Source organism: Rhizobium sp. BK313, from assembly GCF_014193655.1.
Classification (GTDB): domain Bacteria; phylum Pseudomonadota; class Alphaproteobacteria; order Rhizobiales; family Rhizobiaceae; genus Rhizobium.
This window is the reverse complement of sequence record NZ_JACHZQ010000014.1, coordinates 1-15,121: the sequence shown is the minus strand read 5'-3', so window position 1 is coordinate 15,121 and position 15,121 is coordinate 1. Positions and strand designations below refer to the sequence as shown.

Annotated in this window: 17 protein-coding genes; 13 read left to right on the top strand and 4 right to left on the bottom strand. The window is 60.4% G+C overall.

The features are described 5' to 3' along the window. Positions 1–185: 185 nt before the first annotated feature. The 13 genes from FHT86_RS36245 (at position 186) to FHT86_RS38370 (ending at position 11,979) form a co-directional block, all read left to right on the top strand. Positions 186–422, top strand: coding sequence for a hypothetical protein (locus tag FHT86_RS36245; RefSeq protein WP_246779830.1), 237 nt, complete (start codon positions 186–188; stop codon positions 420–422). Continuing rightward, the gene (locus tag FHT86_RS36240) at positions 419–1,081 is read left to right on the top strand and encodes a Rieske (2Fe-2S) protein (RefSeq protein ID WP_133704701.1); all 663 of its coding nucleotides are present in this window, start codon (positions 419–421) and stop codon (positions 1,079–1,081) included. Before FHT86_RS36245 ends, FHT86_RS36240 begins: the two co-directional genes overlap by 4 nt. Then, positions 1,081–1,719, top strand: coding sequence for a glutathione S-transferase family protein (locus FHT86_RS36235; RefSeq protein WP_133704700.1), 639 nt, complete (start codon positions 1,081–1,083; stop codon positions 1,717–1,719). The genes FHT86_RS36240 and FHT86_RS36235 overlap by 1 nt, the downstream gene beginning before the upstream one ends. 12 nt (positions 1,720–1,731) lie before the next feature. After that, positions 1,732–3,531: an adenine deaminase gene (locus tag FHT86_RS36230; protein ID WP_133704699.1), complete on the top strand. Its 1,800-nt coding sequence runs from the start codon at positions 1,732–1,734 to the stop codon at positions 3,529–3,531. Positions 3,532–3,794: 263 nt separating this feature from the next. Continuing rightward, entirely contained in the window at positions 3,795–4,829 is a 1,035-nt protein-coding gene (locus tag FHT86_RS36225; RefSeq protein WP_133704698.1) for an ABC transporter substrate-binding protein, read from the top strand. A 6-nt stretch (positions 4,830–4,835) separates the two neighbouring features. Continuing rightward, positions 4,836–5,648 (top strand): ABC transporter ATP-binding protein, encoded by an 813-nt coding sequence (locus FHT86_RS36220; protein WP_133704697.1) that lies wholly within the window; start codon positions 4,836–4,838, stop codon positions 5,646–5,648. Continuing rightward, complete coding sequence (locus tag FHT86_RS36215; RefSeq protein WP_133704696.1) at positions 5,645–6,481, top strand: ABC transporter permease; 837 nt, start codon at positions 5,645–5,647, stop codon at positions 6,479–6,481. The genes FHT86_RS36220 and FHT86_RS36215 overlap by 4 nt, the downstream gene beginning before the upstream one ends. 25 nt (positions 6,482–6,506) lie before the next feature. Continuing rightward, complete coding sequence (locus FHT86_RS36210) at positions 6,507–7,865, top strand: FAD-dependent oxidoreductase (protein ID WP_133704695.1); 1,359 nt, start codon at positions 6,507–6,509, stop codon at positions 7,863–7,865. Beyond that, positions 7,862–9,019, top strand: a complete 1,158-nt coding sequence (locus tag FHT86_RS36205) for a CaiB/BaiF CoA transferase family protein (RefSeq protein WP_133704694.1) — start codon at positions 7,862–7,864, stop codon at positions 9,017–9,019. Before FHT86_RS36210 ends, FHT86_RS36205 begins: the two co-directional genes overlap by 4 nt. Next, positions 9,016–9,792 (top strand): enoyl-CoA hydratase-related protein, encoded by a 777-nt coding sequence (locus tag FHT86_RS36200; RefSeq protein WP_133704693.1) that lies wholly within the window; start codon positions 9,016–9,018, stop codon positions 9,790–9,792. Before FHT86_RS36205 ends, FHT86_RS36200 begins: the two co-directional genes overlap by 4 nt. A 35-nt stretch (positions 9,793–9,827) precedes the next feature. Further along, complete coding sequence (locus FHT86_RS36195; protein WP_133704692.1) at positions 9,828–10,751, top strand: LysR family transcriptional regulator; 924 nt, start codon at positions 9,828–9,830, stop codon at positions 10,749–10,751. 5 nt (positions 10,752–10,756) lie between these two features. After that, positions 10,757–11,674 carry an amidohydrolase family protein gene (locus FHT86_RS36190; protein WP_246779829.1) on the top strand — a complete coding sequence of 306 codons (918 nt, stop codon included), beginning with the start codon at positions 10,757–10,759 and terminating at the stop codon, positions 11,672–11,674. Further along, positions 11,671–11,979, top strand: a complete 309-nt coding sequence (locus tag FHT86_RS38370; RefSeq protein WP_246779828.1) for a hypothetical protein — start codon at positions 11,671–11,673, stop codon at positions 11,977–11,979. Before FHT86_RS36190 ends, FHT86_RS38370 begins: the two co-directional genes overlap by 4 nt. A gap of 14 nt (positions 11,980–11,993) precedes the next feature. Here FHT86_RS38370 and FHT86_RS36185 read toward each other — a convergent pair whose 3' ends face one another. The 4 genes from FHT86_RS36185 to FHT86_RS36170 form a co-directional block, all read right to left on the bottom strand. Continuing rightward, complete coding sequence (locus FHT86_RS36185) at positions 11,994–12,884, bottom strand: dihydrodipicolinate synthase family protein (protein WP_133704690.1); 891 nt, start codon at positions 12,882–12,884, stop codon at positions 11,994–11,996. Between the two features lie 36 nt (positions 12,885–12,920). Next, positions 12,921–13,247, bottom strand: a complete 327-nt coding sequence (gene fdxA, locus FHT86_RS36180) for a ferredoxin (RefSeq protein WP_133704689.1) — start codon at positions 13,245–13,247, stop codon at positions 12,921–12,923. A 111-nt stretch (positions 13,248–13,358) separates the two neighbouring features. Beyond that, positions 13,359–14,975, bottom strand: coding sequence for a GMC family oxidoreductase (locus FHT86_RS36175; protein ID WP_133704688.1), 1,617 nt, complete (start codon positions 14,973–14,975; stop codon positions 13,359–13,361). A 32-nt stretch (positions 14,976–15,007) separates the two neighbouring features. Next, positions 15,008–15,121 (bottom strand): SDR family oxidoreductase (locus tag FHT86_RS36170; protein WP_133704687.1); only part of this gene is annotated, 114 nt, incomplete at its 5' end.

Here is a 15,121-nt window from a genome sequence, read left to right as displayed (position 1 = left end):
CAGTTGCCATGCGTGATCTGTCCGATGCCTGTCGGTCGATATCGATCCGCGCTGCAAAGCCTCTTGAATTTCAAAAGGCAGCGCGGCTAGAATGCCTAAAAGTGAAGCATGTTTATTTTTTATGCAAAGTGGACATTTTTGATGCGCAGGCTGGGCAGGGATAGAACGAGCGGAATGTCTGCGGCATGATCGAGGCGGCGCGTTTTGTCTTTCGGGGGCGGATGGTGTGCGACAGTTTCATCGAGTTTGCCCAGCACCGTGCACGCTGGCTGGATCTGGACATCGAGGTCGGGGCCTGTGATGCGCGATCCGCGACGCTTGCCGTAAGGGGTCAGAACGATCTTGTCGATGCCTTCGAAATGGCCTGCAGCCTCGGACCTTATGACTGCGTTATCCTCGATATCGAGCGGAGTGACATATGAAATTGCAAGCGGGATGGGTTCCTGTCGCCCTGTCGGCGTCGATCGAGCCGGCGACATCGGCGGGCGCAGTGGTCGAAGGCAGCGAGATCGTCGTCTGGCGTGACAATAGCGGCAACGCGCATGTCTGGGAGGATCGTTGTCCGCATCGCGGCATGCGCATGAGCTTCGGCTTTGTTCGCGGCGACCATATCGCCTGCCTCTATCACGGTTGGCAGTACGATACCGCGGGGCAATGCCGCTACATTCCGGCGCATCCGACGCTGGAGGTGCCGCAGACGATCAAGGTGCCGACCTATTCAACTACGGAAAAATACGGGATCATCTGGGCGACGACCGCTTCGGAAGCATCGTTGCCGGATATCGACGCCGTGATGGGAACTACGCCGGTTCGCAGCCTTTACATCGAGCGTGGGGCAGGTGATGTCCATCCTGTGCTCGCGAAGATGGGCATAAGCGATCTCGTCGGGAATGTCGGCATATTGCAGGCCGGGGACGACAGATTGCTGATCGCGGTTCAGGTCATTTTGCCCAAGAAAACAGCCGTTCATATCGTCATTCTTGGCTCACCGGCGATCAATGCGGGGGCCAAGCAGAAGCATTATGCGCAATGGGCTGAAGGTCTTCGTTTCAACCTCGAACAGATGGCAGAGGTCGCTTGATGGCGGAGATCACGCTCTACAATTACGAAATGGACGAGGGAAGCTATCGCGTTCGCCTGCTGCTCTCCATGCTTGGGCTGGCGCATAGAACCTCAGCCGTCGACATGTTTCCGGGTAAGGAGGAAACCAAGCCGGCTATGCTGGCGCTCAATCCCTTGGGCACTATGCCGGTGCTGACCGACGGCGACCTTGTGTTGCGCGGCAGCGAGGCGATCCTCGCCTACCTTGCTAAGGCTTATGATCAGGCGCGACGCTGGCTGCCGGAGGATGCGGCGAATTTCGGTCTGACGATGATGTGGCTGCATTTTTCCGCGACAGCACTTGCTCCGGCTGTCGCTGCGCGCCTGCAATCGCTCTTTGATACGCCAGGCGATGAGGCTGCTCAGCGCGCCAGCGCTCGTAAGGCTTTCCGTGTGATGGACGACCACATGACGCTTCGCCATTTCGATGGCTTCGAGTGGTTCGTCGGCAACGGTCAGACGCTCGCGGACCTGACGCTATTTCCGTCCTTTGCGCTGAGCCGTGATTATGGCATCGATCATGACGACTATCCGGCCTTGCGCCGATGGCAGCGCCGTTTCCGCGCCATCGACGGCTTTCGCACCATGCCTGGCATTCCCGATTATCATCGATTTTGAAGTGGATATCCGATGACGCTCACACGCTTTTCCGTTAAGCCACTGTCCAGCATGACGCGGACGCTCGCCGACGTCGCCTCTGCCCGCCGGGAGCCCGATCTGGTGATTCAGGACGCGCGCGTGCTCTCGACCTATTCCGAGCGTATTCTAGCCGGTAAGGAAATCTGGATTTCCGGCGGCCGCATTGCGGCCGTCAAACCGGCCGGCAGCTACAGGGGCAGCGGCGCTAAACTCTATGACGCCAAGGGCGGTATCATTGCGCCGGGTCTCGTCGACCCGCATATCCATATCGAATCCAGCATGGTGACCGCTTGCGCCTATGCTGAGGCCGCGCTTCTGAACGGCACGACGACGATCTTCTGCGATAGCCACGAGATCGGCAATGTCATGGATGTCGCCGGCGTCGAGGCAATGCTGGAAGATGCTCGTCATGCGCCGCTGTCGATTTTCCTGACCGTGCCGAGCACGGTGCCGGCTACCTCACCGAAACTCGAGACAGCCGGCGGCGACCTGACGCCGGAGAAGATCGCGGCGCTGTTCGATAAGTGGCCCGAAGCCCTGGCGCTTGGCGAGAAAATGGACTTCGTGCAGGTGGCGATGGGCGACGAGCGCAGCCACGCGATCCTGGCGGCGGCACTGGAGCGTGGGCGACCGGTATCGGGCCATGTCTATGGCCGGGAATTCGTTGCCGCCTATGCCGCTTCGGGCGTGACCGATACGCATGAGGCGATCGATCGCGACATCGCCGACGACCTGCTGGAGGCGGGCATCTGGCTCTTCCTGCGCGGCGGCCCGCCGACGACGCCCTGGCACAGCCTGCCGCATGCGATCAAGACCATCACCGAGCTCGGTGCCTCCCATAAGCGCATTGCCGTCTGCACCGACGACCGCGATGCCGAAGACCTGCTGCTTTTCGGTCTCGATTGGGTGACGCGTGAAGCCGCTAAGGCCGGCATGAAACCGGAACAGGCCTGGGCAATGGGCTCTCTGCATGGTGCGACCCGTTTCGGCATGGAACACGAAATCGGCGGTCTCGGTGGAGGGCGCCGCGCCGACCTCGTGCTGCTGACAGACGATCTGAAGCCGGTCAGTACCTGGTATGGCGGTGAACTGGTGGTCGAGGATCGCAAGATCACGCCGGTTCTCGATGCCGCACTTTCGAAGCCCTATCGTTATCCAGAAGCCGCCTATCATACGGTGAAACTGCCGAAGAATTTGAAGCTCACGCCGGACTTGCCAACCGGGCCTGTCATCGCCCATACGATCAAGACGGAACTGCCGGGCATCACGCTCGGCCATGTCACCATCGAGCTCGAGCCGGCCAATGACTGGCAGACGCATTTCGATCGTCACGGCCTCTGCTTTGTCACGGTGGTCGAGCGCCACGGCAAGTCGGCCGGCAATGTCGCACATGGTCTTTTGAACAGCTTCGGACTGAAGAAGGGCGCTGTGGCCTCCTCCGTTGGTCATGACAGCCACAACATCATCGTCGCCGGCACCAATGAGGCCGACATGCAGATCGCGCTCGATGCGATCGAAGCCAAGCAGGGTGGCGTCTGCGTTGTCATGGACGGCAAGGTGACGGCCATGGTGCCGTTGCCGATCGCCGGTCTGCTCTCCGACAAGCGCGTGCACGAGGTCGCCGAGGAGGTGAAAGCGCTGAAGGTCGAATGGGAGAAGGCCGGCTGCACCATCGCCTACATGGGTTTCAATTTGATCCCGCTCTCCGTCATTCCGGAAATCCGCATCACCGATAAAGGGCTGGTGCTCGTGCCGGAAATGGAAATCGCGCCGCTGTTCGAGCCGGCCTGACACCGCTGGTGCCTTGCATGATTGCCAGGCGCCCCGCTATCCTTCAACACGATGCCAGGTGAGGCGTTCGTATTCTCCTGGCAAGTGCTGTCGTACTCCCAGGAACAAGCACTCATCGCCAGTGTTGCCTTTTTGGCAATTCATTTAGCGAATAATTGTTCTTTATTAGAACGCAAAAATTCCTCATCCTCCTGGACATTCGGCAAATGAGCTGCGGTACACGACGATAAAGTCGGGCCGCGGGAACAAATAGGGGAACTATTATGTCTCATTTCATGATGAACCGCCGTCGCTTCATGTCCAATGTCGCAACCGTGGGCGGCCTTGCCGCAGCGCAGACCTTGATCGGTGTACGTGCCGGCCTTGCTCAGGACGTTGCCCAGGTGAAAATGCAACTGGGTTGGCTGGTATCGAATGGCGTGATCGGCGAAGTCGCCGCTCAAAAGAAGGGTTTCTTCAAGGAGCAGGGCGTCGAGCTGGAGATCGTTCCAGGCGGCCCGAATGTCGATGGTGTGGCCGGTGTCGCTGCTGGGCAATCAACGCTCGGACAAATCTCTTCCAGCCCATCGGTGATGCTGGCGCGGTCTGCCGGCATTCCGGTCAAAGCCTTTCTTGCCGGCTTCCAGAAACATCCTTTCACCTATTTTTCGCTGAAGAAGGCGCCGATCCGCGAACCGAAAGACATGATCGGCAAGACGATCGCCACACAGCCGACCGCCTTCATCCTTCTTCGTGCGCTACTTGCCAAAAACGGCATTGCCGAGGATCAGGTCAAGATGGTCAATATGGGCTCCGACATGAACCAGCTCCTGACCGGTCAGGCCGATGCCGTCACCGGCTGGGTCACCAACACCAATGCCCTGTCGGTCCTGGGTGACGATCGCGTCGACATGATGCTCTGGGACGCGGGGCTGCAGCTCTACGCCAACGTCTACTACACCACAGACGAACAGCTCGACAAACATGCCGATGTGCTGGTCCGCTTTACCACGGCAGCGGCCAAGGGCTGGGGCTATGTTCGCGACCATCCGGAAGAAGCCGTCGACATGCTGGTCGAGACCTATCCGAACCTCGACAAGGCGAGCGAACTCCAAGCCGTCGGGCCGATCGCGAAATTCTCCTTTGGCGACACGACCAAGCAATTCGGTTGGGGCGCGATGAACAGGGACAATTGGGCGGCGCAGATCAAGGCCTATGCCGACCTCAAGCAGTTCACTGGGACAGTTCCGACCGTCGACGATGTCGCGAGCTTCGCGATTCTCGATGCGACGGCCGATATCCGCAAGCAGGTCGGGTGAACGGCCATGACTGCCGCCGCCATCATCAAACGGCCCGATCCGCGACCAGCCGGATCGCCGCTCGCCGTATCCGTTGCCAATCTGGACATCCGCTTTGGCGACAAAGACAACGAAATCACCGCTCTTTCCAACGTGTCGGTGAATATTCCTGAAGGGGCGTTCGTAACGATGCTCGGCCCTTCGGGCTGCGGAAAATCGACGCTGCTGCGCTGTATTGCCGATCTCGTGCATATCAGCGGCGGTTCGATCTCGGTGCTCGGTCGCTCGCCGCGCGAGGCTCGCGAAGGCCGCGATTTCGCCTTCGTGTTCCAGGATGCCACTCTATTGCCCTGGCGCAGTGTCATCGACAATGTCCGCCTGCCGATCGAAGTCGGTAAGCATGCGGCCGGCGACTTTGCCGATCCGGCAGAGCTGTTGGCGATGGTCGGTCTCAAGGGGCGTGAAAATGCGTTGCCGCATGAGCTCTCCGGCGGCATGCGCCAGCGAGTCGCCATCGCCCGGGCGCTGGTCACTCGGCCGCGCATCCTGCTGATGGACGAGCCCTTCGGCGCACTCGACGAGATCACGCGCGACAAGCTGAACGAGGAATTGCTGAAGCTCTGGCAGGAGACCGGCACGACCATCGTCTTCGTCACGCACTCCATTCCAGAGGCGGCCTTCCTCGGCCAGCACGTCCTGATGCTTCAGGCACATCCTGGTCGCGTCAAGGAATTCATGAAGGTCGATCTTCCCTATCCGCGTTCGCTCGCCATGCGGGATACGGTGGAATTCATTCAGGTGACGGCGCATTTGCGCGCCTTGCTGGAGGAATGCCTATGAGCAATGTGGTCTCTTCCGGAACGCGTTCCGCGCCCGCATCCACGCCGCGCAAGGTCGCGATCCTCGACGCCACGGTTGGCACCTTGTCGAAAAACCTGCCGGCGATTCTGGCCGGTCTCGGCCTCGTCGTGCTCTGGCAACTGGTGATCTGGATATTCAAAATCCCGACCTTCATGGCGCCGAGCCCCGCCGATGTCGTGTTCGCCTTTCGCGACAATGCCGCAACGCTCTGGCGGAATTTCCTGCCGACCCTTTTGGAGGCAGCCTTGGGCTTCCTGTTCGGCAACCTTGTCGCCATCCTGCTGGCAGTGTGGTTCGTGCATAGCACGACGGCGGAGAAGGCGTTTTACCCGATCGCCGTCTTCATCAAGGCGATCCCGATCATTGCGCTTGCGCCGATCCTCGTGCTGATCTTCGGCAATGGGCTGGCACCGAAGATCATCATCGCCGGCCTGATCTGCTTCTTCCCGACGCTGGTCAACATGGTCCAAGGATTGCGCGCCGCTAGTCCCGCCATGCTCGATCTGATGCGGGTTCTGTCGGCGACCAATTCCGAGATCCTCTGGAAAGTCCGCTTTCCAAGTTCGCTGCCCTTCCTGTTCGCGGCGCTGAAGATCGCCGCGACCAGCAGCGTCATGGGGGCGATCGTCGCCGAATGGATCGGTTCGAGTTTCGGTCTCGGCGCACTGATCATCGAGGCTACCTATAATTTCCGCTCGCCCCTTCTCTACGCAACCGTTGTGATCGCAGCGCTTCTAGCGGTGATCCTATTTGCCCTGGTCTCGGCGGTCGAGGCAAAGGTGGTGCGCTGGAAGCCCGCTGGATCGCATTGAGCACGCGCAACTAGAGGAAACGACAATGATTGAGACAATCCATCAGCCTGCGCGCGACATCAAAGTGGTCGATCGCTCCGACGTCGTCGTGGTCGGTGGCGGCCCAGCCGGGATCTCGGCAGCAGTGTCGGCGGCCCGCAATGGTGCGAGCGTGACCTTGCTGGAGCGCTATCCCTATGTCGGCGGTCTCGCTGCCGGCGGCATGGTGCTGGTGCTCGACGACATGATCAACGAACTCGAAATCACCGTGCGCGGCATCTGCATGGAAATGATCGAACGCATGAAGGTCTGGGGCCTGTGCGTCACGCCGACTGACCGCGATCGCCTGATCGAATTCCGCGATACCCCAGAAGCATGGCAGCGCTGGGCGCGCTGGGGGCTGTTCGATTTCCACACGCCGTCCATGCCGCATCCGATCTGCTTTTCCGCCGCTTTCGATCCCGACGCCTTCAAGCGTGCTTCCTACGACATTCTAGCTCTTGCCGGCGTCAAGCTCAGAACCCATAGCTGGTTCTCCTCCGCGATTGTTGAGGACAGGACGATCAAGGGTGTGATCTGCCAGACCAAGGCGGGCATGGAGGCGATTCTCGGTGATGTGGTCATCGACACCACGGGCGATCTTGACGTCGCCGCCAGTGCCGGTGCCTCGCATATCGAATCCAATTTTATCCTGACGACGGTTTCGCGTTGGGGCGGTATCGACACGGATGCGGCCGAACGGTTCGAGCGCGAAGATCCGGAAGCCTTCAAGCTGGTGGATCACGAAGCCAAGCGTCTCATCGGCGGTTGCTGGTCTTTCTGGTGGCTGAAGACGCCACTGCCGGGCGTCGTCTGGCTCAACTGCCCGCACATGCCGAAGCTGAGCGGCCTCAAGGTCGAGGACTTGACGCAGGCAGAATTGGAGGGCCGCGCGCGCATCGCTCGACTGCTGGACTTCGCGCGAGAGAAAATGCCGGGCTTCGAAAATGCCTATGTCGTCGATTTCGCGCCGCAGACCGGCGTGCGCCAGACACGGCAGCTGGAAGGCGACTATGTCGTGACGAAGGACGATGTCATGAGCCGGCGGCATTTCGCCGACACGGTCTGCCGTGGCCGCGACTACTACACGCCTTACCGGGCAATGTTGCCGAAGGAGATCGACCAGTTGATCGTCGCCGGCCGTCACTATTCGGCGACGCCGCAGGCGCAGAAATCCAGCCGCGAAATTCCGCCGTGCATGGCTATGGGCGAGGCCGCGGGCGTTGCCGCCGTTGTCGCGCTCAATGCCGGGACGACCGTCCGCAAGGCCGACGTCAAAACAATTCAAAAACAAATGCGGGCGCAAGGGGCTGATCCCGGCGACGTACCGTCCGAAAACGCTACCTATCTGGAGGCCGCAGAATGACCACTCTTCCCCTCGACGGCATTCGTGTCATCGATTTCACCCAGGTCATGCTCGGACCTTCGTGCACCCAGGTGCTGGCCGACTATGGCGCCGAAGTCATCAAGGTCGAAAAGGAGCGTATCGGCGATCTCTCTCGCTGGTCGCTTGGCTCCGATCCGGATGGTCTGAACAACCCGGTCTTCTGCTCGCTGAACCGCAACAAGAAGAGCCTGGCACTCGACCTCAAGCAGCCAGAGGCGCGCAATACCGTGCTCACGTTGCTGGAAACGGCCGATGTCGTCGTCAATAACTTCCGTCCAGGCGTCATGGAGCGCATGGGCTTCGGCTTCGAGGAGCTAAAGAAGATCAACAAACGCTTGATCTATGCCGTGGGCACCGGCTTCGGCTTGACCGGCCCTTATCAGCACAAGGGCGGCCAAGACGTGTTGGCTCAGGCCGTCTCCGGCGTCATGCGCCGCAAGTCGGACAGCAGCCATCCGACCTCGATCTATGCCACGCCGCTTGCCGATTATTCGGCCGGCATGCATCTCGTCCAGGGCATTCTTCTGGCGCTCCTGCAGCGCGACAAGACCGGCGAAGGCCAGCAGGTCGCCGTCAGCCTGTATAATTCCATGCTCGCCATGCAGATGCAGGAGGGGACGACGCATTTGATGCGTCAACGAGACCTCAACTGGGGCGCCTTCCCGCTGACGGGTGTGTTCGAAACCACCGACGGAGCCATCGTCATGGTCGGCGCCTTCAAGCAGAATCCGTTGCAGGATATTTGCAACGCGTTGGAAATCGAAGACCTGTCGCAATATCCGCACTACAAGGATTTCGACGCCCAGATGGCGCGGCGGCCGGAGCTGCAGGCGACCTTTCGCGACAATTTCGCGAAGAACACTACGGCTCATTGGCTGGAGCGGCTGGAGGGCGTAGACATTCTATGCGCGCCGGTGCGTTCGCTCCCAGAAGCGCTGAAGGACGAGCAGACGATCATCAACAAGATGATCCTGGAGGCTGGCGAAACGTCGGCCGGTCCAATCCGTCTGATCGGTTCGCCGATCGATATGTCTGCAGCCCATGTAGCGGTGCGTATTCCGCCGCCGCAGCTCGGCCAGCATAATGACGAAATCCTCGGCTCGCTCGGCAGACTGCAGGGAGATGCGGCATGAGCGTCGGTTTTTCCGTCGAAGATCGTGTCGCCCGCGTCACTCTGGATCGTCCGGACCGCATGAATGCGGTCGATGCCGCGACGGAGCAGGAGCTGGAGACGATCTGGCGCGAGATCGAAGCGCGCGACGACATCAGTTGCGTCGTGCTGACCGGAGCCGGCGAAAGAGCCTTTTGCGCTGGCGCGGATCTTAAGGGCGGGAGCGGCAGTTCCGGCCTCGATTATTGGGCGGCGAGCCGGGTGAACGGCTTTGGCGGGTTGGCGTTTCGCCGGTCTCTCGATGTGCCTGTCATCGCCCGCGTCAATGGCTTCGCGCTTGGTGGCGGCTTTGAGATGGTGCTCGGCTGCGACATTGTGATAGCGGCGGAGACGGCGCGCTTCGGCCTGCCGGAAGCCCGCGTCGGGCGCATGCCGCTCGATGGCGGCATGGTGCTTTTGCAACGAAAGATCGCCTTCAACCGGGCGATGGCAGTCATGCTGACGGGCAGGCAGTTCAGCGCCTCCGAGATGGCAGGGTTCGGGGTCGTCAACGAGGTGGTTCCTGCGGCCGAGCTCGATGCGGCCGTCGATCGCTGGGTTGCCGATATCGTTGCCTGCGCGCCGTTGTCGCTGCGCGCGATCAAGCAGACCGTGAACCGGACCGGTCATCTGAGCCCTGCAGAGGCGCAAGCCCTGCGCACGCCGGCGCTCATCAAAGCGCTGCAGAGCGAGGACGCGCTGGAGGGCGTTGCCGCGTTCCAGCAAAAACGGGCGCCCGTTTGGCGAGGACGATGAGCGTGGTATAGCTTCCGGCATATCGAGAGGCTTCCATGCACGCTAGTATCCTGAAATATTTCGCTGAAGTCGCGCGCTCAGGTTCGATCCGTAAGGCGTCGGATGAGCTGCATGTCGCAACTTCGGCCGTCAGCCGGCAGATCAAGAAGCTGGAGGACGAGCTCGGAACGCCGTTGTTCGAGCGTTTCTCCGATGGCCTGCGCTTGACGGCGGCTGGCGAAATCGTCCTGAAGCACGCCAAGGAGACGCTGCTGAAATATGAGATCATGAAATCCGATCTCGGCGATCTCCAGGGCAAGTGCGCCGGCCGGGTCCATATCGCCTCCCTCGACAGTCTCGCCGTCCAGTTCCTGCCGGAATTCGTCATGGGCTTCCACAAACGGCACCCAGCGGTCGATTTCCGCATTCGTAACGACAATTACACCAGTATTTTCCGCTTCATAGCGGAAGGCGACGTTGATATCGGCGTCACCTTCGATCTCGCCCGGCCCCACGATATCAAGCTGGTTTACGGCGTTCCGATGCCGCTGATGGCGATAGTATCGCGCAATCATCCACTGGCGCGGCAGAAATCGGCCACCCTGCAGGAATGCGCGCAGTTCAAGCTGCTTTTGCAGCTCGACAATGAAGTCATGAGCTCCATGATCGCCGTCGAGCTCGGTGCGCTCAACCGCGTTGGACGTACGCTGGTCGCGACGAACAATCAGATGATGCTCAAGCCATTGATCCTGTCGGGCGAGGGCGTCGCCTTCTTTACGCCGCTTGGCCTCCTGGAAGAGCTCGAGGCCGGCGAGGTTGTTGCCTTACATATCGCCGGTTCGCAATTGCACAATTTGCAGGTCGGCATCGTCGTGCCGCGTCAGCGCCAACTTACCCATGCAACCGAAGTGGTGATCGAGTCGATGAGCGGCGAGCTGAAGAAGTTCAGCGACAAGATCCATGCTGTGATCCAGAGGTAAAGAAGATGACGACATCCGCCCGGTTGCTGCTCCGCCCCGGCCATGAGGTCGCGGAGCGTTTTGATGGCACGACATCGCTCCCCATGGGCGCGGACCGATCGCTGGCCGTTGGCCCGGGCAATCTGGCGATGCCATCACCCGTCAACGCCCATGACCATGGATATGGCATCCGTACGCTCGATTTCGGTGCCGTCGACGACGCCCTTGAGGTTTGGATTCCCGGCATGCGTCTGCGACCGCGAACCGATGCCTATCTTGAGGCGCTGGTGGCGTTCGCGCGCCTGGCGCAAGCGGGTGTGGGCGCGACGATGCATTGCCACAACTCACTGAATATCAATCGGCTCGGCGACGAAGCTGCCGCCGTCATCCGTGCTGCAGGGAACGTCGGTATTCGTCTGGGATTGTCCTGTCCGTTGCTTGACTTCGATCCCTGGGCCTATGGCGGCGGGCCGGAGAAATTGAAGCCGTTGCTGAGCGAGGACGACTGGCAGGCTCTGTCGCCGAGCATCCCGGCCTACGCGCCGATCGCAGAACAGATCGCCGCCGTCGAGGCGGTGGCGGCGGCAAACTCCAATCCGACGGTCGATGTTCAATACGGGCCGATCGGTCCGCAATGGTGTTCGAACGCCATGCTGGAGGCGATCGCCGAGGCGTCCGCGGTCAATAACCGGCGCATCCACATGCATCTTCTGGAAAGTCCGCGGCAGCGGCAATGGCTGGATCGCCGCTTCCCGCAGGGTATCTCGTGGCGGAGAAAGGCCCGGCCTTCGCCATCGGTCTCGACGGCTCCGGGTTTGACGACGATCAGGACCTTTGGCGGGAGATGCGGCTCATACATCTCCTGCATGGCGGACGCGAACTGGCGCGCCGGTTCACCGCGGATCAAATTTTCGATGCTGCCATTCATATCGGCGCGAAGGTGATCAACGCACCGGCAGCCCAGGATTTCGTGGTGATCGACTATGACGCCCTGATGGCGGATTGCCTGTTCGACGATATCGACGAGGCGGAGGTGCTGCTGACCCGCATGACATCCGCCTATGCCAGAGGCCTTTTCGTGGGCGGGCGCGAGATCATGCGGGATGGTCGCCTGATCACCGTCGATTTTGAGGGAGCGCGGCGGGAATTGCGCGAGCAGGCAAGGGGTGATCTCCCCCGCCTTAGGCGCGAACGGCAGCTCGCCGGAAGCCTGTCTGCTGCAATCCGCCGCTATTATTCTGAGTGGTGAGGAGGGCCGGCCATCTAGCTTGTGCCCGTCAACTCAGCAGCAATCGCATCTAACATTTCCAGGCGCGCCCTCTCCGTGATCTTCAGGTTCGGGGGCAAGACATTGCTCCAAACAGCGCTCCCCGTCCGCTTGCCGACGAGATATTTGACCGCCGGAATGAGCGGATGAGCGGCGATCGCCTGCCTGAGATGTCTGACCTCGTCGAGTGTCGCCGGGTCACTCTGGTTCTTCCAGAGCCGTGCCGAGGATTGCGGATTGATATTGACAGTCGCGGAAATGCAGCCGGCGAAATTGTCCTTTTCCGCCCCAGCAAGCGCTGCCTCGTTGCTCGGAAAGACCGCAAAGCCAGAAATCTGTGCGAGCTGACGGGCATAGTCTAAATTGCCTGAACTATCCTTCGCCCCGCGAACGCGCTCCGGAAACATTTGGATGAGTCTTGCTGCCAGGGCAGGGGAGAACTCTATGCCCGTTAGCTGCGGGAAGTTATAGAGATACATCGGGATAGGTGTTTCAGCCGTTTCCTGAATGACCTTGGCGAACCAGGCAAAAAGCCCTTCGTCCTGAACCGACTTGTAGTAGTAAGGCGGCAGGAGGAGCGCTGCGGCATAGCCCAGCTCATAGGCTTGCCGTGTCAGCGTGATTGTCGTTTCGAGATCTGGAGTACCTGTGCCGACCATCATCATGTCACCGTCGAGGCTCTTTGCAGCGGTCGCCATGAGTGCGCTTCTCTGCGAGAAGGAGAGCGAGTTCGCCTCGCCCGTCGTTCCCAGCACATTGAGAAGATCGCATCCTTCCGCCAGACACCAGCGAGCATGCTCCAAGAAAGCGTCCGTATCGACGGTTCCGCTTGCGGTGAGTGGAGTGGGTACGGCTGCGATGACGCCGCCGATCTTTGCTGCTGTCATGTCGAAATCCATTTCGGGTCGTGACGCCTGTCTTGATCAGGCTCTTTCATAGGCGGCGACGAGCGGATGGTCGCGATTGGTCGTATAGTTCTTGTCCCAGCCGCCGGGTGAGCCCCAGTTGGTCACCTCGGGGCCGAAGAAATCCTGATTGACGGCTTTGAACTGCACCCGGTCCTGCGGAATTTCCTCGTCCCAGGAAATCGCATCGACGGGACAGACCGAGAGACAGAGCCCGCAATTGATGCATTCGCCGGGATGAATGTAGAACATCCGTCCGCCCTCGTAGATGCAATCCACGGGACAGGCGACCGTGCAATCACCATCCTTAACGTCAATACAGGGATCGGTAATGACATAGGCCATCCGGCGGCACCTCAATCTCGGCTTGAGGCGAGTATGACAAAGCACAGCGTTGCGAAAAAGCGCTGATTTTCGATGCACTGATTGCCGGAAAGGCAACACCGAGCCAGATCTTCAATAACTCTTCCCAATCATCTCCGCCGCCTTAGAGCCGATCGCCATTGCCGGCGCATTGGTATTACCCGAAGGGATGAAGGGGATGATCGAGCAGTCGATGACCCTCAGGCCGTCGATGCCGCGCACGCGCAGCTTTCCGTCGACCACCGACATTGCATCATCGTCCGGGCCCATGCGCAGGCTGCCGGAAGGGTGGTAATTCGTCTTGACGGTTTGGCCGGCGAATTTGGCCAGGGTCTCGTCGTCCTGTAGCGCCCGGCCCGGAAGGATTTCGTCCGCGATCTTCGATTTGAAAGGTTCCGTTTCCAGCAGTTGTCGGGCGACCTTCAGTGAGGCGAGCGTCAGGCGCAGATCGTCGGGATCGCCGAAGAAGTTGCAGTCGACCAGGGGCTGGTCGGCAGGATTGGCCGAGCGAAGCTTGACACTGCCGCGCGCCTTTGGGCGCAACAGGCAGGAGGTGAAGGTAACGCCGTAGGTCGGCTTGGCGGAGGAGACGTCACGGTCGAGATAGACGATCGGGGCGCAATAGAGCTGGATCGACGGTCGCTCGCTGCCGTCCGGGTCGTAGAACAGGCAGGATTCGATGCCGGTGGTCGTGACCGGACCGGAGTTGAAGAGCAGGTATTGCAGCCCGTTGCGAAGCATCGGCCAGCCCTTGTCCTCGCCAAAATAGCCGGACTTGCCCTTGGTAGTGGCGATCACAGGGACTTCATGATGATCCTGCAGATTGGCGCCGACGCCGGGGACATCGAGAGTAACGGCGATATCGTGTTCGCGCAGATGATCGGCCGGGCCGATGCCGGACAGCATCATCAGTTTGGCGCTGTTATAGGTGCCCGCGGCGACCAGGATTTCTCTTTCGGCGTGGATCGTGTGGCTTTCTCCGTTCCGTGTATAGGTCACACCGGTCGCGCGGCCGTTTTCGATGAGGATGCGGTCGACTCGGGCATCGGTGATGATCTCGAGCCTGTCGTCGCCGGCAAGCGGATCGAGGAATGCCTTCTTGGCGTCGGAGCGCTCCATCTTGCCGTTCCACTGGCCGTAGGTGTGCTGCATAATGCCGACGCCGTTTTGCCTGACGCCGTTGAAGTCGGGATTATAGGGATGGCCAAGCCCCTGTGCCGCCAGCAGGAAATCCTCCGTCGTGTCGGAGATGTGTCCCGGCTCGGAGATGCGCAGATTGCCGGATATGCCGTGATATCTGTTGTTGAAGCGCGTATTGGCTTCGATCCCTTTGAAGTGCGGCAGCATGTTGGCATAGGACCATTCGATCCCCTGGCCGAGATAGGCGGCCCAACCGTCGTAATCCTCTTTCTGGCCACGCATATAGACCATGGCATTGACGGCGCTGCCGCCACCAAGCGCCTTGGCGACCGGAACGATCGGTCCGCGGCCGCCAAGCTGCGGCTGCGGAACCGTATGATGCATTTCGAGGAAATCGTCGCGGGCGAGGTATTTCATGTAACCGGCGGGAAAGGCCATCAGCTTCGCGGTCTTGCGCGGCCCGCGTTCGATGACGAGCACGGAAAAGCCGAAATCCCGCACCAGCCGCATGGCGGCGACACAAGCCGCGGAGCCGCCGCCCGCAATAATGAAATCATAGGTCTTCCCCACCAAAGCTCCCCCCTCGGCCGATATTCACTGTCTTAAATTGTTCGGATCAAACCGCCGTCGACCCTGATGCGGGCGCCTGTGATGTAGGATGCCCGCTCGCTGGCGAGGAAGGCAACGACATCGGCAAGCTCCTCCGGTCGGCCGTA